Origin of the sequence: Rhizobium rhizogenes NBRC 13257, assembly GCF_000696095.1 — a bacterium.
GTDB lineage: Bacteria > Pseudomonadota > Alphaproteobacteria > Rhizobiales > Rhizobiaceae > Rhizobium > Rhizobium rhizogenes.
This window is the reverse complement of the sequence record NZ_BAYX01000011.1, coordinates 169,047-190,352: the sequence shown is the minus strand read 5'-3', so window position 1 is coordinate 190,352 and position 21,306 is coordinate 169,047. Positions and strand designations below refer to the sequence as shown.

Genomic DNA, 21,306 nt, shown 5'->3' with positions numbered 1-21,306 from the left:
GCCGTCAATGCCGGCGCTGATGTTGCAGAGGTGCGGGAGGAGTTCATTTTGGATGCGCGGCCCCATATCGAAAACGGGACGCCCCCGGTCTTTCGTCCAGGTTCCCCCCGATTCATTGATTTCCCATTTTATATCACAAGATTGCGGAAAACGAGGGGGGCAAAACGACGAGGAGAAGTGACAGACCGTCACCCCGAATTTCACTATAATTGACGGATGATCGCGGAGGTCTTTTCGGCGCCGGTGAGGTCGATATCAAAGGTCGAAGGCTTCGGTTGCGAGAGTGCTTTGTCGATGGCCTCGACGAGTTGTTCCGTCGTCAGTCCAGCTTCCGGCAGCGCGAGCGCCAGCCCGAGTTTTTCCAGCCGCTCGGCGCGCACGGACTGCTCGGTTTCGCCGCCGGCGGTGAACGGCACCAGGATGGAGCGGCAACCGGTGACAAGGAGATCGCCGACCGTGTTGTAGCCCGCCTGCGAGATCGACAGCTCCGCACCCCTGAGCAGAGACGGGAAATCCTTGCGGAAACGAACGACGTCGACATTGCCGGGCGCATCCCCGGTCAAAGCGACAAAGTCCTGCTCCGGCAGGTTCGGCCCGGTCACCAGCAACCAACGGCGGTCGATGGCGATGAGGCTTGCCGCTTCCAGGCAAGCGCGGATCAGGTCGCGCCCGACCGCGCCGCCGCCGGCGGAAACTACGATGTCGAAAATCTCGGTCGGCTCCGGCGGCAAGGGCGGGGCAACGATGCCGGTATAGGTGATCTTGTCGGAAATGGCGGCAGTCAGTGGAAAAGTCTCCTCCAGCCGGACGAAGCTCGGATCGCCGTGCACGAGCACGCCGTCGAAATGATCCCGCAGCAGGGCCACGGTCTCCTCATCACGACCCGGTTTTTTCTGCTGCTGCAGGATATCGCGCACCGAGCTGCAGAGTTTTGGCTTCGGATTGGCCGATGCGATGGCGTCGAGCAGCGGCAGTAGCTCGAAGCGCATTTGGCGGCGGCCGAAGGGAAAGGCCTCGATGATGACGACATTAGGCGCGGCCGTGTGGAACGCATCCAGCAGGAGGTTGCGGCGCACGGACAGAAACTCTTCGCCGACGGCATTGCCCGATTGATCGGCAAGGCCCGAAAAACCAGCGCTGCTGGCGACGACCGGCGGCAGGGTGACGGAGGTGACGTCCGGGCCTGGAAAGCCGTTTACCGGCACGCCGCCGGTGACGACCGTCACCTGACAGCCATCCTTTGCCATCGCGCTGGCAATCCGGCTGGCGCGAGCGAGATGACCGATGCCGAGCAGGTGCTGAACATAAAAGAATACGCGTGGAGACGACGTACGGGAGGCTGTCATGCCGATTTCCGCCATTGCTCTTCTTTTTGCCACTGCTCCTCGAACAGCCGCGTCAATTGCCGAATGCTGGAATGATGGTCGAAATGCTCACGCACGCGCTTTTCCGCAGCGTCGCCAAGCCGGCGGCGTAGCGCCGGATCGCGGATCGCCTGTTCCAGTGCCGCCGCCAGCGCCTTTGGGTCTTCCGGCGGTACGACGAAACCGTTTTCGCCATCGGTCAGCAGTTCCGGCACGCCGGAGATATTGGTCGACAGGCAGGGGAGGCGCTGACTGGATGCCTCGACCAGCACGTTCGGCAGGCCGTCGCGGTCGCCATCAGCCGCGACCCGGCAGGCAAGCGCGAAGAGGTCCGCCTGACGATAATGCGCCAGCACATCTTCCTGCGCCAGCGCACCCTTCCAGGTGATGCGATCGGCAATGCCCAGCGTGTCGGCGAGCGTTTTCAGCTTCGCCAGCCCGTCGCCGCCGCCAATATGGGTAAAGCGCCAATGAAGGTCGGTGGGCAGCAGCGCCAGCGCCCTCAAAAGCACATCATAGCCCTTTTTCTCGACCGCACGGCCGACGCTGAGGAGGAAGGCAGGGTCGGAGGCCTGCGAGCCGTCGCGATCGGAATGCTCACCCGCGAAGGGGCCGAAGCGGGCGAGATCGAGGCCGTGATAGCTCAGATGCACATGGTCGGGCATCGACGTCAGATCGCGCATATGCTCATAGCCGCTGCGGGTACAGGTCACCGTCCAGCGGGCACGTCCGAGCTTTTCCGATAGTTCCCAGTCCGGCGAGGTCCAGATATCCTTGGCGTGTGCGGAGCAGGTCCAGGGAATGCCGGTCATGATGCTTGCATAGGCCGTCACCGATGCCGGCGTGTGAATGAAATGCGCGTGCAGCCATTCGCCATTGTCAGGCCATTCATGTGCCAGCACCAGCGCCTGGCCAAAACGGCGAAAGCGGTTCGGCGTGATATCCCGCTTGAGATCGGCCCAGAACTGCTTCAGCAGCGGCTTGAAGCCGGGTTTGCCGAGGCCGGCGAAGAAGGCACGCAGGACGCGCAGCGGTTCGTCGTGGAGATATTCCGGGAGGTAGACCACCCGCGCCTTGATCTCGTCATGGACGGGATGGCGCTTCTTGTCCGTCGGCCTGCGCATCGAAATCAATGTCAGGCCGAAACCAGCCCTCTCCAAGCCGAGCAACTCCTGCGCGATGAAGGTCTCGGACAGGCGGGGGTAGCCCTTGAGGACCACCAGAATCTTTTTGCGCATCGATGGGTTCCGATGCTCTATTCGGCGACGACCGACAGCGGCGGATATTGCTCGCGGTCGTCGAACCATTCGCCGACGATGCGTGAAATATGAACCAGCCCTTCCAGCCGCATGTTCTCGCTGCTCGCCGATGGCGGCGCGCGGGTCGGCAGGCGCTTCAGCGCGGCAGCAAGCTGCTTCGGATCGGCGGACTCCTCCGGCAGCAGCATGTCGACGAGACCGAGCTCGCTCGCCCGCTGGGCGCGGATCAACTGCTCCTCCCGTGGCCTGGTGCGCGGAATGATCAGCGCCGGCTTGTCGAAGGACAGGATTTCGCAATAGGTGTTGTAGCCGCCCATGGCGACCACGCCCTTGGCGCCGGCGATCAGTTCCTCCATCTTGTTGTCGAACTCGATCACCTGAAGACAGGCAATCTTGCTGGCGCGCTTCAGAAGCTGAATGCGTTCCTTGGCGGGCATATAGGGGCCAAGCACGATCAGCGTCTTGTGCTGCAGCGTGTTGTCCTGCTCAAAGGCGCTGACGACATCGTTGACGAGATCGGCGCCGTCGCCGCCGCCGCCGGTGGTGACGAGAAGATAGTCTTCATCGGGCACATGTTCAGACTTCGCGCCTTGTGTGGAGACGCTGCGCTGCAGGAAGCCGACGAATTCCATTTTCCGGCGAACGCCGGGCGGAACGTCGAGGCCCATCAGCGGATCGTGGAAGTCCGGCGGTCCGTAGACCCAGACGCGGTCATAGAACTGGTCGATCTTCTGCAGCACGCTGTTCTTCTTCCATTCGGCTTCGAGCAGATGCGGGGCATCCATGACGTCGCGCATACCGAGCACCAGCGTCGTGCCGCGCGCCTTCAGATATTGCAGGGTCTCCTCGACCTCGCCCTTTAGGCCCATCGGCTCCTTGTCGACGATGAAGATGTCCGGCTGGAAGGTCTCCGCCGTATGGCGGATGATCGACTGGCGCATCTTCAGCGTTTCCTGAAGATCGACATGGCTTGCCATCGACGTATATTCGCCGTCGCGCAGCTTGATCACGCTCGGCACTTTCACGAAGTCGACTCGCGCTCGATAATCGAAAGCACCGGCGATCGTTGCGCCGGAAATGATCAGGACCTTTAGTCCACGGTAGTTCTCGACAAGCGCATGCGCGATGGTCCGGCACCGTCTGAGGTGACCCAGACCAAACGTGTCGTGACTATACATGAGGTTCGAGCATCTTCTAAGCGCCGCTTCATGGGCAAAACCTCAGGACTGAAAGTCATTTTCGCGGGTTCTCTGCAAACGACGTCCGCGGCCGCTCTTCGAATTGCAATCCATTTCCGGGCCACGCTTTCCGCTATTTGTAGGGATCGGCCGCGTCGCGCAAGCCGTCTCCTAAAAAGTTGAACGCCAGAATGACCAAAATCACCGGCACCATCGGGAAAAGGAGCCAGGGATAAAATGCAATGACGCTGGCGCCGCGAGCTTCGGTTAGCAGAATGCCCCAGCTGGTGATCGGCGGGCGAAGGCCGAGGCCCAGGAAGCTCAGCGCGGTTTCGCCGAGAATCATACTGGGGATCGAAATCGTTGCCGTCGCGATCAGATGCGACATGAAACCGGGTACGAGATGCCGGCCGATGACGCGGGGCGAGCTCGCACCCATCAGCTGCGCAGCAAGAACATAGTCTTCTTCGCGCAAAGACAAGAGCTTGGAGCGAACGGCTCGTGCGAGCCCGGTCCAGTCGAGAATGCCGAGAATGATGGTGATGCCGAAGTAGATCAGGATGGGGCTCCAGCTCACCGGCATGATCGCCGCGAGCGCCATCCATAGCGGCAGGCTCGGCAGCGATTGCAGCACTTCGATGACGCGCTGGACCAGTAGATCGAAGATCCCGCCATGATATCCGGCGAGGCCGCCGATGACGATCCCGAGCACGAAGCTGATGCTGATGCCGATCAATCCGATCGTCAGGGAGATGCGCGCGCCGTAGATGATCCGGGACAATACGTCGCGGCCCAGGCGGTCGGTACCGAGCAGATACATCTGTCCGCCGACAGCGGGGCAGACCAGATGGACATCCGAATCCACCAGGCCCCAGAAGCGATAGGGGTCACCACGGCAGAAAAAACGGATCGGCTGAACATCCCTAGAGTTTTCGGTATAGACCCGCCGCAACGTATCGAGATCGAGCGTCATCGTGCGGCCGTAGACGAAGGGGCCAACGAACTTTCCCTGGTCGAAAAGATGGATCGCCTGTGGCGGCGAGTGGATATATTCGACATTGCGGGTATGCAGACCGTAGGGCGCTAGAAACTCCGAAATCAGGATCGTGCCGTAGAGCAGGATGAGAAAGATGCCGGAGGCAAGCGCAAGCTTGTGCCGCTTGAACTTCCACCACATCAGCCGCTTCTGCGAGGCTTGGTAGTAACGCGCCTGACCGGCGGACATGGCTTCGAACTGATCCGGATCGAAGGCGGCACCCGAAACGTAGTGCTCCAATGGGGCGCCGGGGCCCGGCAGGGGTGCGGTCACTTTGTGCTCCTGCCTTGCAAGCGGATACGTGGATCGAGGAAGCCGAGGGCGATATCGGAGATCAGTACGCCGATGACGTTCAGGAAAGCGAGGAACATCAGGAACGAGCCGGCGAGATACATGTCCTGGCTCTGCAATGCCTTGATCAGCATCGGGCCGGTCGTCTCGAGCGACAGCACGATGGCGGTGATTTCCGCGCCGGAAATGATCGACGGCAGGATGGAGCCGATGTCGGCAACGAAAAAGTTCAGCGCCATGCGCAGCGGATATTTCACCAGCGCCTTCAGGGGATGCAGCCCCTTGGCGCGGGCGGTGATGACGTATTGCTTCTGCATCTCGTCGAGCAGGTTGGCGCGCAGGCGCCGGATCATGCCGGCCGTGCCCGCCGTGCCGACGATGATGACCGGAATCCATAGATGCGACAGGATCGAGCGCGCCTTTTCCCAACTCATCGGCTGCGACAGGTATTTCTGGTCCATCAGGTGGCCGATCGAGACGCCGAACCAGACATTGGCGAAATACATTAGGATCAGCGCCAGCATGAAGTTCGGAATGGCGATGCCGAGCAGGCCGAGAAAGGTCAGGCCATAGTCGCCCCAGCTATACTGATGGGTGGCGGAATAGATGCCGATGGGGAAGGCGATCAGCCAGGTCAGCAGGATCGTCGTCATCGAGACGAGGATCGTCAGCCACAGCCTGTCGCCGACGACTTCCGAGACCGGCAACTGATATTCGAAGGAATAGCCGAAATCGCCATGCAGCATGCCTGCGGCCCAATAGACATATTGTAGGGCCATGGGTTTATCGAGCCCATATTCGTGGCGAAGGGCCTCGATTTCCTGCAGGTTGGCGCTTTCGCCCTGAGCGCGAAGTTCCGCAATCTGGCTTTCGAAGAAATCACCTGGTGGTAACTGGATGATGGTGAAGACCAGCATCGAGATGACGATCAGCGTCGGAACCATCACCGCAATGCGCCAGAGGATATACTTAAGCATGCGCCGGATCCTCCTTCAGCCAGAAGGTATCGGGCATGTAGACGCCGAGATAGCAGGTTGGATCGAAGCCGTAGAGCGCTTTCTCCGGCACGTTCTGCAGGAGCGAGGCATGCAGGATCGGCTGCATCGTGCCGTTAATTAGGCCGATGGAGAAGACCTGCTCGGAATAGATCGACAGCATCTTATGCCATATCTCGGCGCGCTCGAAGGAGGAGGCTGCCTTTCCCCATTCACCAAGAAGCCTGACCAGCTCCGCCGCCTCCGGCACATCAGGCGCGACGCCCTGTGTCTGGCGGGAAAGATAATACATGCCCCAAAGAGGCCATTGCATCTGATCATCCATCGTCGGTGCGAGTTGGCCGGGATTCATGTCGGCGGTGGCCACTCCGTTGTCGAGGCCATACCAGATCGACATCATGATGCGGCCGCCCATGGCACGGCTGCGGAAGATGTCGCGTTGCGAGACCCGGGTGAAGAGTGCGATTCCGACCTTGCGCCAATGATCGGTGATCAATTCCAGCACATCGGTGTCAAGCGTGCTTTCGCCTGGTGTCTCGACCGTGATCTCCGCCCGCCGGCCATCCGGCAGCAGGCGGATGCCGTCCTCGTCGCGCTTGTCGAGGCCGGCGGCATCAAGCAGCGCATTGGCTTGAGCCGTATCATGAGCAATCCATGCAGAGGCATATTCCGGCTTGTAGAGCGGGCTTTCCGGCAGCACGGTGTCAGCACTTTCGGTGCCAAGACCGTAGAAGACGGCCATATTGATCTCGTGCCGGTCGATCGCCAGCGATAGCGCCCGGCGCACGCGCACGTCGCGCAAGACTTTGCGCCAGACAGGATCGGCGCTGTTAAGGTTCGGCAGCAGAGCGACGCGTGAACCGCGCGTCGATTTCCAGAGATTGACCTTCACCGGATGGCGCTTCTCGGCATCCTTGAGGAGCGCATAATCGTTGAAGTCTATGCCCGTCGCCTGCAGGTCACTTTCGCCGGCATTGGCCTTGGCCGCGATGATCGCCGCCGAGCTGATGCTCAGAACGAAACGGTCGACATAGGGCAGTTGCCGGCCATTTTCGTCGACGCGGTGGAAATAGGGATTGCGCTCGAAAACGAATTGCTCCGCCGGCGGCGCCGTCGTGTTGCGCCAGGGATCGAGCACGGGCAGTTTGGGATTCTCCGGCCTGTAGGCGCGGCCCTTCTTGATGTGCATGTCCTGCCATTTGCGCACACGAGATTCCTGCATCAGCGAGGCTAGCCGGATACTGTCCTGATATTTCTTGTGGAATTGCTTCAGGTAATGGCCGGGGCCGGAGATGACCAGCGGCTGGGGTGCGGCCAGGCTCGGCAGAAAGTCCGGATTGGGCTCATCCCAGGAATAGCGCACCGTCAGCTCGTCGAGGACCTCGAAACGCGGCAGGCTGCCATGCGGGCGCAGCTCCAGCGCACCGCCGCCCGGCGTCAGCTCCTTGTTGAGAATGACGTCTTCCCACCAATAGCGGAAATCATCCGAGGTAAAGGGTTGGCCGTCCGACCACTTGTGCCCCTTGCGCAGCTTGAAAGTGAAAACGCAATCATTGAGAGCGGAGTAGGATTCGAGAATATCAGGCTGCAGCGTCAAGGTTCGATCATAGCCGACAAGGCGGGCATAACCGTAGATCGTCATGAAACGAATATCGTTCTGACTGCCGATGATCGTGCGTACCGTGCCGCCATAATGGCCGGGCGCGCGACCCAGTGCCTTGACGTTGACGACACGCGGAAATTTCGGCAGACGCTTGACGAGCGGCGGCATCTGGCCGGAGCGGAGCCAGTCGGCGAGATAATCCGGCTCGTTGTCGACTTCCGCGGCCAGGGCAGGGAATGGTAGGACGCTGGAGGCCATCAGGCCAAGGAAGGTTCGACGGGTTACCACGCGCGCAATTCCTGAACATCGGCGCCGCGGCGAGCGCGCACGAAATGACCGCCGCCAAGATCGGCATAGGTGAGGTCGCCGCCGTCTTCCTCCGCAAAATGCGGCCCCCAACTCTGCTTGGCGGCCGGACCTTCGCTGTTCAGCGCCGAGAAATCAAGCGGCCGGTCGAGGTCGGGGAAGGGGACTGCGGCCAGCAGCGAGCGCGTATAGGGGTGGACCGGATCGCGAAGAATGATCTCGCGCGGCGCGATCTCGACGATGCGGCCGCGCGCCATGACGGCGATACGGTCCGCCATGTAGTCGACGACGGCGAGATTGTGCGAAATGAAGAGATAGGTAAGACCAAGTTCCCGTTGCAAATCCTTGAGAAGATTGAGGATTTGCGCCTGCACCGAGACGTCGAGCGCTGAAACCGGCTCATCGAGGATCAGGAGCTTCGGCCCGAGCGCCAGGGCACGCGCGATGCCGATGCGCTGGCGCTGGCCGCCGGAAAAGCTGTGGGGATAGCGGCTCAGATAGTGCTGGTCGAGCCCGATCGCCTGCATTAGCCCCTTGACCTTGTCCTTGCGCTCGTCACTGTCGCCATGCCGATGAATTTCCAGAGGTTCGCTCAGGATATTGCGGATCGTCATGCGTGGCGACAGGGAGGAAACCGGATCCTGGAACACCATCTGGATCTTCGTGCGCAAATCCATGAGCGCGTCGCCCTTGACGGCCAGTACGTCGATCTTGCCGTCGCCGTCATCGAAGCTGACTGAGCCGCTGTCGGCGCTGACAGCGCGCATCAGGATCTTGCTGACCGTCGTCTTGCCGCAGCCGCTTTCGCCAACGAGCCCCAGACATTCGCCACGGCGGATATCGAAACTGACATCGTCGACCGCGCGGAACCTCGTCCCCTCCCGGCGGCCGAACAGCCCGCCACCCTTGGATGTATAGGTCTTGACGAGATTACGGACCGAAAGCAGTACGTCCGGCGCCGCCGTGGCGTTGGTATTGGCCTTGGCGATTTTCTTCTTGCCCGAGAAGGTGCTGAGATTGACCGGCACGTCACGCAGCGATTTCAGCCGCTCGCCCGGCTTCATGTCGAAATGCGGCACCGCCGACATCAGCGCCTTCAGATAACGATGCTGCGGCTGGCGGAAGATGGTCTCGACCGGCCCGGCTTCCATGATCTCGCCGTGATAGATGACCACGACTTCATCGGCCATGTTGGCGACGACGCCGAGATCATGGGTGATCAGCAGCATGGCCATGTTGAACTTCTGCTGCAGGCCGCGCAGCAGGCCGAGGATCTGTGCCTGGATGGTGACGTCGAGCGCCGTCGTGGGCTCGTCGGCGATCAGTAGGGCCGGATTGCAGATCAGCGCCATGGCGATCATCGCGCGCTGCCGCATGCCGCCTGACAGCTCGAACGGATACATGTCGAAGGTGCGGTGCGGATTTTGAAAGCCGACGAGGCTGAGCATTTCCTCGGTCTTTTCGCGCTGCTCGGCCTTGCTGAGAGCAGGGTTGTGGATGCGCAGGGCCTCGCTAACCTGGTTGCCGACCGTATGCAGCGGCGACAGCGAGGTCATCGGCTCCTGAAAAATGTTGGCCATGCGCGCACCGCGCATCTGGCGGATCGCGATGCCGTCACGCGGCAGTTGCAGAATGTCGGTGGTCTGACCGTCGAGCGGATCGGTAAACAGAATACGGCCGCTCGCTTGCGCGGGCGTCGGCAGGATACCCATGATCGACTGGCTGATGATCGACTTGCCGGAGCCGGATTCGCCGACCAGCGCCGTCACCTTGCCGGGGAGGACCCGCAGGTTCGCGTTTTTCACCACGCGCAACTTGTCGCCATAAATCGAGAACGAGACGTCGAGGTTCTCGATACGCAATAAATCAGTCCCTGACGTCATGCCTGTGTAGTCCCAATTGCACGACCTTATGCGGCCCCAATCGGCACACTAACGTAGGCCATAACGGGTGTCCAGTTGGTCAAAGTAGGACCTGAACAGTAAAAAAACTGTCATTTTTCCAATGATCTATCGGGAAATGCTTAACTAAGCATACCTTATTATCATTGAATGAATTTTTCGACTTGTGGGCGGTTCTCGAACTTCTTGGCGTCCCGATGCAGTAGAATAACCTGCTCGGCCTCCGATAGACCATCACTGGCCGCATCGTGAAAGACCTCCGTCGTGCCGTTGAGCGCGGCGTTGGTCTTTGGATGCACGACCGTGAAACGCTGCCGCACGCCGCGCAGCCGCTCTTCGCCGAGCGTCACCCATTCGCTGCCGGTGTAGCCGGAGAAAGCCTCGCTCGCGACCACTTCCGTCGAATATTTCTTGGTCAGCGACTGCAGCCGCTGCACCTCGTTGACGGCAGCGCCGAAGGCCGAGAAGGTCAGGCGATCCTTCAGCCCGACATTGCCGAACATGACGTTGCCGACATGCAGCCCGATGCCGTAGCGGACTTCGCTCAGGCCGCGCGTCTGGCGATCCTTGTTCAACGCCGTGACCCGGCTCTGTGCCTGGAAAACGGCCGACAGCGCGGCTTCGCAGGCGACCTTGGAGGGATCCTTGTGCCGGCCGCAGGGGTAGACGGCGAGAAAACCATCGCCGAGGAAGCTCAAAATCTCGCCGCCGTTGCGGTTGAACGGCGCGGCGATGGCGTCGAAGAACTCGTTCAGCGTATCGATATAGGCTTGGCGGCCTTCCTTCTCGGCATACACGGTCGATTGCCGCATATCGCCCATGACGAGGGCAGCGCGGATCGTCTCGCCATCACCGCGGCGGACCTGGCCGTTTAGTACCCGCTTGCCGGCGTCGCCGCCGAGATAGGTGGTCAGCATATTGTTGGCGAGCTTGCCGAGGACCGCCATCTTGGCGGCCATCGCCAGGTGGTTCTGCATACGCATCAGCGCGCCGATCATTTCCTCGCTGAAGCCGCTGAGGCTGTCGGTCGACCAGGAGCCCATCATTCCCTGGGCCGAACCGGCACCGAAGGTCTGCACGAAGGCGATGTAGTCGGTGATCTTCTCTTCGCGCAAATCCTTGAAGACCGGGAATTCCAGCGGTCCGTCGACATCGATCCGGCGGCGCAGATGCAGGAGATTGTTGGAGAGCAGATAATAATACGGGCTCTGCACGAAGCGTTCCGGCTTGTCGTCCATGTGCCGGTAGCCCTCGATCGTCAACCCGCCGGCTCGACGCCAGGTGAAGCCCAGCGCGTCATAGAGCGGATGCAGCATCGAAAAGGTTAGGTGCACGCGGGCAATCGGCAGGCCGGAAGCCGCCATCCGTTCGCAGAAACCGCGAACGATGGTCTCCAGGTCTTCGCCGGTCAGCGCCGCCTGGGTCAGCCATTCCGCGACCTTGTCGAGAAAAATATCGGAAACACTCGAATGAACTGTCATCGTCCCCACGGCCTATCCCTGTCATCAAGATCACCCGCTCCGGCGCTGCCAGATAATGGATCGCGGCAACGCCACGTCCAGCCCTGTCGGCACCGCTCGGAGAGCAAACATGCGGATAAGCGACGGCACATTCTTCCCTTGCGGGTTCCAGATCGTGTCGTCGCCTCAAATAATTTCAGCGTGTCCTTGGGCCTCCCGGCCAGGATACGACACGGCGGAACGAGGCACCTAACTCGGCGAATCTCGTTTTGTTCTTGTTAAATAGGCATACGATCCCACTGAAACAATGGTCGAAAACCTATCGACACGGAAAATTCCATCGATCGCGTCATGATATGCCGGACGCCGGCTGCGAGGCGGAGAGGCTTGCGCCCGTGTGCAGCTTCTCACGCAATGCCATCGCCGCCATCGCATAACCGCCGCTGGCGCCGTCGATGAAGTGCATGTGATCGCGCATCAGCGGTGTCGGCACGAAACAGGTCATGAGAGCGCTGTCCTGCTGATGGAGACCATAACGGCACACGCCCTCGGCCTCGGCCGCGCGCAGCCGCGCTTCGATGCGAGAGAAATGCGCGGCATCGACATCGATGGTCATCTTCAGCCCGTCGTCGAATTTACGGAAGTCGGAATTGGCGGCGAGATCACGCCGGTAAATCTTGGCGTCGAAGGTTGCCGCGCGGATGCCGAATTTGTCGAGAATGTAGAGGAGAACGATCTGGCCTGCGATTGCAAGCTTGCGACGCCAGCGATTGGTCAGCGGTGCCGTGGCGCGAGCCTCGAATTTGGCGCCTTTGAAGGCAAGCGTCGGCGTTGGGCCTTCTACAGGGACAGGGTGGCCGTCGCGGTTCTGCTCCGCGGAAATGGCGATGATGTCGGTCACGAGGCGCCGAAACTCCGGGCCGGTGCCTGCTTGATCGGGAACGGCGATGATCGAGACGATCTCGCCATTATGGGCCTTGATCGGGTTCCATCGGCAGGAGAGGCCGGTCAGGTCCGGCCGTGTCTCCGCCGCCGCCGCCTCGACGGCAAAGCGTCCGGCCTTCATCTGGCTTTCCGCCCAGCTTGCGCCGCCGCCGGCGAACATGGCGTAGGACACGAAATCGCTGGGGCTAAAGCGGGCGACCCTTACATCCAGTCCTTCGGCACGGACATCCGCCAAAGGCACCAGCGCGGTGCGCAGGCTGAGCTGCAATTCCTCCATCACCCAGGTCCGCACCGCCGAGAGCGCCTCCCGCACGCGCGCTTCGCCGGAGCGAGGAATGGCCACCAGCGCACCGTCGCCGCCGAAAACGAAGGGATAATCGCCCTTGTCCAGCGCGTTGAGCACGGCGGAAATCACGCTGGCGCCGGCCATATTGACGGATTTGTAGCGGCCGGCGGCGATCGCATTGGTCGAGCTGACGATATCGGCCACCGCCAGCAGCCAGTCGTCGGGAAGCGGCCGGTAGTTGTCGTTGTCGGTGACACCCTCGAAATGGGTGAAAACCGGCAATGCGCGAAAGAAATCGTCGTTCGGATCGGCCATGACACACCCCCTTGCACGCGCGCCGCAACACTCTATCCCTATAGCAACCGCATCGAAAAACCAGCGGGTGGTCGACGCGGCGACGTGCACCATGCTACTTCGGCTGTGGGAGAGATACCACGATGCCAAGGACAAGACAGATACGATGAGCCGCCTGGATAGTTTCATCCGCCGCCTGACCGCGCAACGCGACATCCTCAACGGTATTGCAGATGAGGTTAAAACACTCGACGGTCCCGTGCTGGAGCTCGGGCTCGGCAATGGCCGTACCTTCGATCACCTGCGCGAGCTTTTCTCCGACCGTCGCATCGTTGCCTTCGATCGCGCCGCCAATGCCTATGGTCCGTCGATGCCGGAAGCTGGTAATCTCGTGCTCGGTGAGATCAAGGACACGGCCCGGGATTTCATCGGCATCGGCGCCTCGCTTGCCCATGCCGATATCGGCACCGGCTATGAGGAGAAGGATGCGGTGACCTTGACCTGGCTGCCCGAGATTATGGTGGGTGTGTTGGCTCCGCGCGGTATCGCCGTCAGCGGCCTGTCCCTCGATCATCTCGATCTCGAGCCATTGCCCTTGCCGGCAGGCGTGAAGGCGGGCCGCTATTTCATCTACCGGCGCCGATAGGCGCTAGCGCAGGAAGAGGACGTCGAACTGCTCGCCCCCGGTCGGCAGGTCGGCAACCTTCATCGCTACGGTGCGGTCCTCGAAAAAAGCGAGGCATTCCGTATAGTAGGCATTGAGATCGGCGATGAAGGCGGATGTCTGTTCCTTGCCGTAAAAGGCCGGTGTGAACTCCATGTAGAGCGGCACCTTGAGGGCCATCAGCGCCTGCATGGACCTGACGGAGACGGGCTCATACCCCTCGATATCCATCCAGATCAGCCCGACATCGGCGGGCTCGACGCCGGCCTCGCCGAGAATATCGGCGACAGGCCGGACCGGCACGGAAATCTTCTCGTCGCTCGGGCTTTGGCGCAAAGCGCTGCTTTTGCCATGGTTCTTGTAGTTCAGGTAGAAATCGAGCTGCCCCTCGCGGTCGCCGGCGGCGCAATTGACGGCGGTCACCAGATCCTGAAACCCGTTATCGGCGATATTGACCGACAGAAGCCGGAAATTGCGTGGGTCGGGCTCGACGGTGACGATCCGCCGATAGGCGCCGCTGAGCGCGAAGTAGCAGGTCTGCGTGCCGATATTGCCGCCGAGTTCGAGCAGCACCGTCCCCTTGCGCAGCAGGCCGCGCTCGCGCAGCACCGTCAGCAGCCGGTCGACATGATCCCGCTCGAAATGTCCCTTGCGGAACACCTTGCGGCCAATGTAGTCGGCCGGAGAAAAGCTCATGGCATGATCGCCGCAATCCACCGTCATGGTCTGCACGCGCGGCCCGATGGCACTGATCAGGATATCGCGGCCGAGGCGGGTATCGAACAGGCGCGTGGCGATGCGATCCCTGGTCTTGCGGAGGGTGCGCTTCCAGAATTTAGTGGTCAGAATCTTACGGTCGAACATCGGGCGTCATCCCTACACGCCTGAACGATCTATGCAAAGCGGGCACTTTCTTCCTTCCGAACGATATAGACGCGCAGAGGCTCGCCGCGGCCGCGAACGGCGATCTCCCGGCTTTCGATGCCGGCGATATCGACACCGGAGAGGCCTGCCACCGGTTCGGAGAAGACAAGCGTACGATTGAATTCCTTGGCGACGCTTTCGAGACGGCTCGCGACGTTGACCGTATCGCCGATCGCCGTCACGTTCTTGACATTGCCATAGCCCATCGAACCAACCACCGCCGACCCGGTATGCAGGCCGATAGCGATTTCGAGCGGTGCCGCGAGGTCATCCGCCAGTTCCGCGCTCAGTTTGTCGATTTCCCGGACGATCTCGGCTGCCGCCTTCAGCGCCTGCCGGTTGGCTTCCTTCGGCGTGGTGCGCAGGCCGAACAGCGCCATGGCGCCGTCGCCGATGAATTTGTCCATCCTGCCACCATTTTCCTCGACGATACGGCCGACGATGGCAAAATAACGGTTGAGCAGGAAGACGATGTCGAAGGGTAGGCGTGCCTCGGTCAGGGCGGTGAAATGGCGCAGGTCGCAAAAAAAGACGACAATCTCGCGCTCGCGCCCGGGGCTTGCCGTCTGGCTGTAGACGGGAATGGCCGTTTCCGCCATCGGTGTCAGAAGCGGCACGACACTGATATTTCCCGTCGGGCGCAATTGGCAGGCAAGGCGGACATCGAGCGTGGCGCCGATCCGGTTCAGGGTCTTTTGCTCCAGCCCCTCGGGGGGCGGCAGATTGTCCGTGCCCTCGATGATCTGGACACGGCAGGTGGAACATTGCCCCTTACCGCCGCAGACGGAATAATGCGGAATGCCGCCGAGGCGGCTCGCTTCGAGCACGGTGAAGCCGCGCGGCGCATGGACGATTTCGCCGCCTGCATAGCGGATCGCCACCTGATGCTGCCGTTCGCGCAGTCTTCGATGGGTGCGGAAGGCGAAGAGGCCGAGAATCGACATGCTGAACGCGCCATAAAAGCCGGCGCGATAGGGCCATAGGGTAATGCTTACCTGGCTGCCCGGCATGGAGCCGGCTTCACCAAGGCTGCGCATGTCGCTGTAATAGCCGCCACGAAGGCCGCGCTCGTCCTCCTGCGCTGCCTCGTGCGATACCGTCTTTCCCATGGCCGCAAAACCGAGCAGGGCGAGAACCGGCAGGGTGATGGCGAAGGACAGCATGACCGGTGCGATGGCTGTATACCAGGCGCGATAGCGCAGCCAGAAATGAATGCCGATGCAGCCATGGAGCCAGACGATCAGCAGCACGATCGACTGGCGCACGCCGTTGAGCGGTGAAGTGACCCAGAGGCCGCGAACGATGGCGCGGTAATTGTCGTGATAGCCGTAGATCTCGTGAACGATGCGGGTGGCGATGATGTGGTCGATCAACAGCAGGGGCACCAGCAAGCCGGTAACGATCTGGAAAGCCTCACCCGCCGGCATGACCAGCGTGCGGCGCTTGTAGAGCATGCGCAGGACGAGGAGGATATGGACAATCAAAGCGCCGTAGAAGAGAACGGTGCCAACAGGGTTGCGCCAGACCACCATGAACCAATGCTGCGCCTCGGTAGCAGCGCTGAGCGAGATCAATCCGAGGGAGTGATTGGCGAGATGCATGATCACGAAACTGAAGATGACCAGGCCGGAGCCAAGCCGGAACTTTCGTACAAGACGATCGGATATGATGGGTTTTCTTGCCTCTGTGGTCATCAAATCCAATTTACATTGCCCGTTCACAAGGGAACGGAAAACAGTTATCGCCTAATCATCTAGCTGCAATGCCGCATGCTGTCGAGAATACGGTCGTTAAAGCCAGGGCCTTAATTGTCAAGCAACCCGCCGGAATTCGGGCGTCTCCCGTCACATTTCCGGGCCAAACTATCACTTAATCGTCAACTATTGGCCCGCGCCATGAAGATCGCTTTCTACGCTCCCCTGAAATCGCCCAATCATCCGGTGCCGTCTGGCGATCGGCTGATGGCGCGGCTGATCATCGCGGCCTTCGAGATGGCGGGACATCAGGTCGAGCTTGCCTCGGAGCTGCGCAGTTTCACGCCGACGCCGGAGGCGGGGCCGTGTGCTGAAATCGCCCGGAAAGCGGAAGAGGAAATCGACCGGCTGCTGGAAAAATGGCGCGGCGAGCCGCCGCCGGACCTCTGGTTCACCTACCATCCCTACTACAAAACACCGGACATGGTCGGCCCTCAGGTCGCTGCCAGTCTTGGCATTGCCTATGTCACCGCCGAGGCCTCCTATGGCAGGCGGCATGACGATAGTGACTGGGGCGACAACCAGCGCCTCGTCGCCGACGCCGTGCGGCAGGCTGCCGTCAATCTGTGTTTTACCGAGCGCGACCGGATCGGTCTTGCCGACGCCATTCCCGAGGGGCGATATGAGCGCTTCCTGCCGTTTATCGACACCGCGCATTTCGGACCTCTGGCCAGCGAGCCTGCACCGCATCGGCTGGTCACCGTTGCGATGTTGCGCCGTGGCGACAAATTCGACAGTTATGTGATGCTCGCCCAGGCGCTGGAGCTGATCCGGGAGCGGGACTGGACGCTGACCGTCATCGGCGATGGACCGATGCGGGCGGAGGTGCGGGCGCTGTTTTCCGGTTTCGATAGCGGCCGCATCACCTGGCTTGGTGAGCGTACAGCATCGGAGATCGTGGAGGAGTTGCGGGCAGGGGGCATCTATGTCTGGCCCGGCTGCGGCGAAGCCTATGGTCTCGCCTATCTTGAGGCGCAGGCGGCGGGCCTGCCAATCGTGGCGCAGGCAACCGCCGGCGTGCCGGAAGTGGTGATGAACGGGGTAACGGGAATTCTGACGCCCGAAGGCGATCTGAAAGCCTATGCCGATGCAATCGCACGGTTGCTAAGCGACGACGGGGAGCGAAGTGCGATGGCCAAGGCCGCCCATCGTTTCGTTCACGAAGAGAGGTCCTTGACCGCGGCCTCGAAACGACTTGAGACCATTCTGCGGAAACATCTGGGAGATCCCGATTATGAGCGATAGAGCTGAATGGCAGCCCCTGCGTGATGAATTGCAGCGCTGGGTCGAGGCCGGGCGGAAGGCAAAACTATGGTTTCGCGACGACGACGCCATCGAGCCGACCGCGGCCCTCGATCAGCTGCTGGTACTTTCAGACAAATACGATGTGCCCATGGCTCTGGCAGTCATTCCCGAACCTACCGGCAAGCCGCTCGCCGAGCGTCTGGCGCGCCAGGAAGCGGTGACCGTCACGGTCCATGGCTGGACGCATCACAATTACGCGCCGGATGAGGCGAAAAAGCAGGAGCTTGGTCTGCATCGCCCGCAGGCGATCGTGCTCGACGAACTCCGGCGGGGTTTCGATAAGCTCAGAGAGCTTTACCCCCGTCAGTTCGCTCCAATGCTGGTGCCGCCGTGGAACCGCATCGACAAGGCTCTGCTGCCGGAGCTTGCACCCTTCGGCTATCGCGCCGTTTCCGTCTACGGGCTGGCAAAGCCGCGGCCGATCGCCCTGGTCAACACCCATGTCGACATCATGGATTGGCACGGCACCGGCGGCGGACGTCCCCATGGGGAACTGGTGGAGGTTTTGGTCGGCGAGCTCAAAAACCGCTTCGACGGCAATGATGAGCCGATCGGCATCCTCACGCATCATCTCGTCCATGATGCGTTTACCTGGGATTTCATCGACACGCTGTTTCAGGAAACAGCCGGCCATGTCGCCATCGACTGGCGTCCGGTCGGCGATTTCGTGGCTTAAAGCTCGAGCATCTGGCGGTCGAAAGCGGCAAAGGCGCCGGGGAAGCTTTCGCGCGCATCGCGCTGCATATCGTCGAGGTCCTTGTCCGTGCGCCATTGCGCATGGTGAAAAAGCGCAAGGCGCTTCGCACCCGCCTCTTTCGCCAATCTGACACCTTCCTGCCAGGTGGAATGTCCGAAGCCCTGATGCTTCGACATCTCCGCCTCGGTGTAGGTCGTATCATAGACAGCGAGATCGGCCCCAGCCATCAGTGCAAGGGCGGCTTCGTCCATATGGCCGTTCACATGCTCTGTATCGTAGACCAGCGCGATGATCCGGCCGGCCCATTCGATCCGGTAGCCGACGCAGCCGCCCGGATGGTTGAGTTTGGCGGTGTGGATGACGATGCCCGGATGCGGCTTCAGCGTATCGCCGGGCGCAAAATCACGGAAACCCATGGTGGCGCGACAGATATCCGGCTCCACCGGGAACCAGGGCGGCCGCATGAACTGGCCGATCAGTTGCCGTGTCGTCGTTTTGCCTGCGAGATGGCCCGACCAGAGATCGACGCTGACCCCGGGATCGTAGATAGGCTTGAAGAAGGGCAGGCCGAGCATGTGGTCGTAGTGCGAGTGGGTGAAGAAGATATCGACTTCGTGCACGCCATCCTTGGCGAGCGACAACGCCGCTTCCCGCGCTCCGGTTCCGGCGTCAAAAATAATGCGCCTGCCGTCATGCCGTAACTCGATGCAGGACGTATTCCCGCCGTAACGCTCGAATTCCGGTCCCGATACGGGAATACTTCCCCGTACACCCCAGAATCTAAGCTCGAAACTATCGTTTTTCATAGAAGTTTTGACACCATTCCCCTTTCCGTCAACGTAAGCACACTTTTCCTACCGTGCGAAGCCAGCAATTTTCACAAAAGTCATGCTCCTGTGAAAACAAAATCCCGTCGTTTCATTAACGCGAGTGCTCGGCTGACGTTCAACAACAGATCGCACTGATCTAATATAGGTACGCAGAAGCGGAATAGATAATCCTTGGAGAGCCAAGTATGGCGTCGAAGGAAAAGGGCATCAGGTGTCTGTAACAACGATTATAGGGTCGCGGCCGACCGGGCTGCCTGTTCGTAATAACCCGATAGCGCCCTCAGGTGTGATGCAATCCCGGAAAGATCGTCCTGCGACAGGCCGGAGACCTTGGTCGCCTCCACCAGCAGCCGCTCGCGGATCTCCGAATAGCGCGTCAGCGCCTCCAGGCCCCTGTCGGTCACCTGGATCTGCTTTTCCTTGCCGCTCTTGCCGGTCTTGACGAGGCCGACCACATCGCCGGCGGGGCCGGAGAGAATGGCATCCTTGCCCTGAAACATATCGGCAGCCGTCAGCCCGCCCGACGACATCATGAACATGACGCGCGCGCCTGTACGGGCAATATCGAGCTCGACGACATCGTCATAGAGCGCTTCCGGCTTGATGATCTCGGTCGCGAAGATCTTCTTGCGCTCCTGATAGCCGATGTGTAGCGCGTCGCGGAAACCCTTGGTCGTCACCAGTGCCAGCCGCTCGCCCTTGTGCTCCAGAAGCGCATTGGTGGCAACCGTCGTGCCCATACGCACCTCGCCGATGAGGCCGGCCGGGATCGGCTCGCCGTTCGCAAGGCCAAGATGCAGGCGAATGCCATAGACGGCGGCATCGCGGTCGCGGTAGGCCTCGGGATTTTCCGACAGGACCTTGCGGGCATGCAGTTCTCCGGAGGGATCACGCCCCACGACATCGGTGAAAGTACCGCTACGATCGATCCAGAAATCCCAATGACCCGCTACGCTGGCTGACAAGACCGCCTCCATCAAAATTGCTCGAACATCGCTGATAAAATATCGATAAATCGTCGATGTCTTATCTGCGATGGTGAATCGGAATCGATTCCGGCAGGGAGCGAAATGCTAGGCTTGGCGTCAAATCAGTATTAATGGTTTCGGCATGCGCAGCGGAGGTGATATCTGTATTTCGCTCCATCGACGTGAAACGGAATTGGAAAGATATGGGCATCCACACACGACCCCATTCTTCACCCTCAATACCGAAATTTCAGCTAAACCATCACCAAGATCATCAACAATGATCACTTCTCCTCCCTTTCTCGGCCTTCACGATCGCCTTGCCGATGGCCGCGTGCCCCGCGCGATAATCTTCGCAGCCGGTCACGGTAGCACCTATCCTGGTAAAGACAGTAGCGGCTATGTCCTGGCGGCCGGCGCCATTCGCGCTGCGAGCCAGGACGATGTTGCACTCGTAGATCATTGGGATTTCGATCTCGACGGCCCGCTGTTCGACGGCAAGTCGGTCTGCTGCATCGATGCCGGCGACATCCCGACCATCATGCATGACAATGCCGGCAATCGGGCTCGGATCGAGGTGAAGACGCGGGAGGTCCTGGCGTTGCCGGCCGTACCGATCCTGCTCGGTGGCGACTGTTCCGTAACCATTCCCTTCGTCGCCGGTTTTTCGGATCACGGGCCGGTCTGGATCCTGCAGATCGACGCCCATATCGACTGGCGCGACGAGGTGCATGGCGAGCGCCACGGTTATTCGAGCCCGATGCGCCGTGCGAGCGAGATGCCGCATGTCGCCGGCATCGTGCAGGTCGGCCTCCGTAGCGTCGGCAGCGCGCGCCTAACCGATATCGAAGCGGCGCAGCACTATGGCAGCCGTTTCGTGACTGCTCGCGAAGTTCATACCCAAGGCATCGAAGCCGCTCTTCGTCATATTCCCGAGGGAGCGCGGGTCGTCGTCACTCTCGACTGTGATAGCCTCGATCCCAGCATCATGCCGGGCGTGGCGGCGCGGACACCCGGCGGTCTCACCTATACGCAGGTGATCGACTTGATTGCAGGCCTCGGCAGGCGAGCCAGGACAGCAGGATTTGACCTTGTCGAGCTCTATCCTCCCGCCGACATTGACGGCCTCTCGGCTCTGACCGCCGCGCGCCTTCTCGTTAATATGATCGGCACCGTCGTCCGGCAAGTTTGAGCCCGGCTTCTTCCCGTAGCATGATGGCCCGGCAAGATTCTATCTGCTGCCGCG

At 60.9% G+C, this 21,306-nt stretch carries 15 protein-coding genes and 2 pseudogenes; 4 read left to right on the top strand and 13 right to left on the bottom strand.

Annotated elements, in window-relative coordinates; all coding sequences use genetic code 11:
* Window positions 1–203: 203 nt before the first annotated feature.
* The 9 genes and pseudogenes from RRH01S_RS23665 to RRH01S_RS23625 all read right to left on the bottom strand — a co-directional run bounded on the left by RRH01S_RS23665 (window position 204) and on the right by RRH01S_RS23625 (window position 12,939).
* Complete coding sequence (locus tag RRH01S_RS23665; protein WP_042474540.1) at window positions 204–1,346, bottom strand: glycosyltransferase family protein; 1,143 nt, start codon at window positions 1,344–1,346, stop codon at window positions 204–206.
* Window positions 1,343–2,602 carry a glycosyltransferase family 4 protein gene (locus RRH01S_RS23660; protein ID WP_042474401.1) on the bottom strand — a complete coding sequence of 420 codons (1,260 nt, stop codon included), beginning with the start codon at window positions 2,600–2,602 and terminating at the stop codon, window positions 1,343–1,345. Before RRH01S_RS23660 ends, RRH01S_RS23665 begins: the two co-directional genes overlap by 4 nt.
* Window positions 2,603–2,619: 17 nt before the next feature.
* Window positions 2,620–3,833 (bottom strand): annotated as a pseudogene (locus RRH01S_RS23655) (glycosyltransferase family protein).
* 101 nt (window positions 3,834–3,934) lie between these two features.
* Complete coding sequence (locus tag RRH01S_RS23650; protein ID WP_042474393.1) at window positions 3,935–5,110, bottom strand: ABC transporter permease; 1,176 nt, start codon at window positions 5,108–5,110, stop codon at window positions 3,935–3,937.
* Window positions 5,107–6,105: an ABC transporter permease gene (locus RRH01S_RS23645; RefSeq protein ID WP_007691870.1), complete on the bottom strand. Its 999-nt coding sequence runs from the start codon at window positions 6,103–6,105 to the stop codon at window positions 5,107–5,109. Before RRH01S_RS23645 ends, RRH01S_RS23650 begins: the two co-directional genes overlap by 4 nt.
* Complete coding sequence (locus RRH01S_RS23640) at window positions 6,098–8,014, bottom strand: ABC transporter substrate-binding protein (RefSeq protein WP_034516005.1); 1,917 nt, start codon at window positions 8,012–8,014, stop codon at window positions 6,098–6,100. The genes RRH01S_RS23645 and RRH01S_RS23640 overlap by 8 nt, the downstream gene beginning before the upstream one ends.
* Window positions 8,008–9,915, bottom strand: coding sequence for an ABC transporter ATP-binding protein (locus tag RRH01S_RS23635; protein WP_007691868.1), 1,908 nt, complete (start codon window positions 9,913–9,915; stop codon window positions 8,008–8,010). Before RRH01S_RS23635 ends, RRH01S_RS23640 begins: the two co-directional genes overlap by 7 nt.
* Window positions 9,916–10,076: 161 nt before the next feature.
* A complete protein-coding gene (locus RRH01S_RS23630) occupies window positions 10,077–11,414 on the bottom strand; it encodes an adenylate/guanylate cyclase domain-containing protein (protein ID WP_034516006.1) in 1,338 nt (445 codons plus the stop codon).
* A gap of 328 nt (window positions 11,415–11,742) precedes the next feature.
* Window positions 11,743–12,939, bottom strand: coding sequence for a DUF3095 domain-containing protein (locus RRH01S_RS23625; protein WP_034516007.1), 1,197 nt, complete (start codon window positions 12,937–12,939; stop codon window positions 11,743–11,745).
* Between the two features lie 145 nt (window positions 12,940–13,084).
* On the opposite strand from RRH01S_RS23625, the gene RRH01S_RS23620 reads away from it, so the two are divergent.
* Window positions 13,085–13,564, top strand: a complete 480-nt coding sequence (locus RRH01S_RS23620) for a class I SAM-dependent methyltransferase (protein ID WP_034516008.1) — start codon at window positions 13,085–13,087, stop codon at window positions 13,562–13,564.
* A gap of 3 nt (window positions 13,565–13,567) precedes the next feature.
* Here RRH01S_RS23620 and RRH01S_RS23615 read toward each other — a convergent pair whose 3' ends face one another.
* Window positions 13,568–14,446: an FkbM family methyltransferase gene (locus RRH01S_RS23615; RefSeq protein ID WP_042474385.1), complete on the bottom strand. Its 879-nt coding sequence runs from the start codon at window positions 14,444–14,446 to the stop codon at window positions 13,568–13,570.
* 29 nt (window positions 14,447–14,475) lie between these two features.
* On the bottom strand, window positions 14,476–16,200 hold the full coding sequence (locus RRH01S_RS23610; protein ID WP_034516762.1) for an adenylate/guanylate cyclase domain-containing protein: 1,725 nt from the start codon (window positions 16,198–16,200) through the stop codon (window positions 14,476–14,478).
* Between the two features lie 201 nt (window positions 16,201–16,401).
* On the opposite strand from RRH01S_RS23610, the gene RRH01S_RS23605 reads away from it, so the two are divergent.
* Both RRH01S_RS23605 and RRH01S_RS23600 read left to right on the top strand, forming a co-directional pair.
* A complete protein-coding gene (locus RRH01S_RS23605) occupies window positions 16,402–17,505 on the top strand; it encodes a glycosyltransferase family 4 protein (protein WP_042474383.1) in 1,104 nt (367 codons plus the stop codon).
* Window positions 17,495–18,241 (top strand): polysaccharide deacetylase family protein, encoded by a 747-nt coding sequence (locus RRH01S_RS23600; RefSeq protein ID WP_034516011.1) that lies wholly within the window; start codon window positions 17,495–17,497, stop codon window positions 18,239–18,241. Before RRH01S_RS23605 ends, RRH01S_RS23600 begins: the two co-directional genes overlap by 11 nt.
* Here the strand turns inward: RRH01S_RS23600 and RRH01S_RS23595 are convergent.
* Window positions 18,238–19,068, bottom strand: coding sequence for an MBL fold metallo-hydrolase (locus RRH01S_RS23595; protein WP_034516012.1), 831 nt, complete (start codon window positions 19,066–19,068; stop codon window positions 18,238–18,240). The two genes, RRH01S_RS23600 and RRH01S_RS23595, sit on opposite strands and share 4 nt — an antisense overlap.
* A gap of 413 nt (window positions 19,069–19,481) precedes the next feature.
* Window positions 19,482–20,069: pseudogene (locus RRH01S_RS23590) on the bottom strand (hydantoinase/oxoprolinase N-terminal domain-containing protein); the annotation flags it as partial.
* A gap of 271 nt (window positions 20,070–20,340) precedes the next feature.
* On the opposite strand from RRH01S_RS23590, the gene RRH01S_RS23585 reads away from it, so the two are divergent.
* Entirely contained in the window at window positions 20,341–21,252 is a 912-nt protein-coding gene (locus RRH01S_RS23585) for an agmatinase (RefSeq protein WP_034516014.1), read from the top strand.
* The last annotated feature ends 54 nt before the right edge of the window (window positions 21,253–21,306 follow it).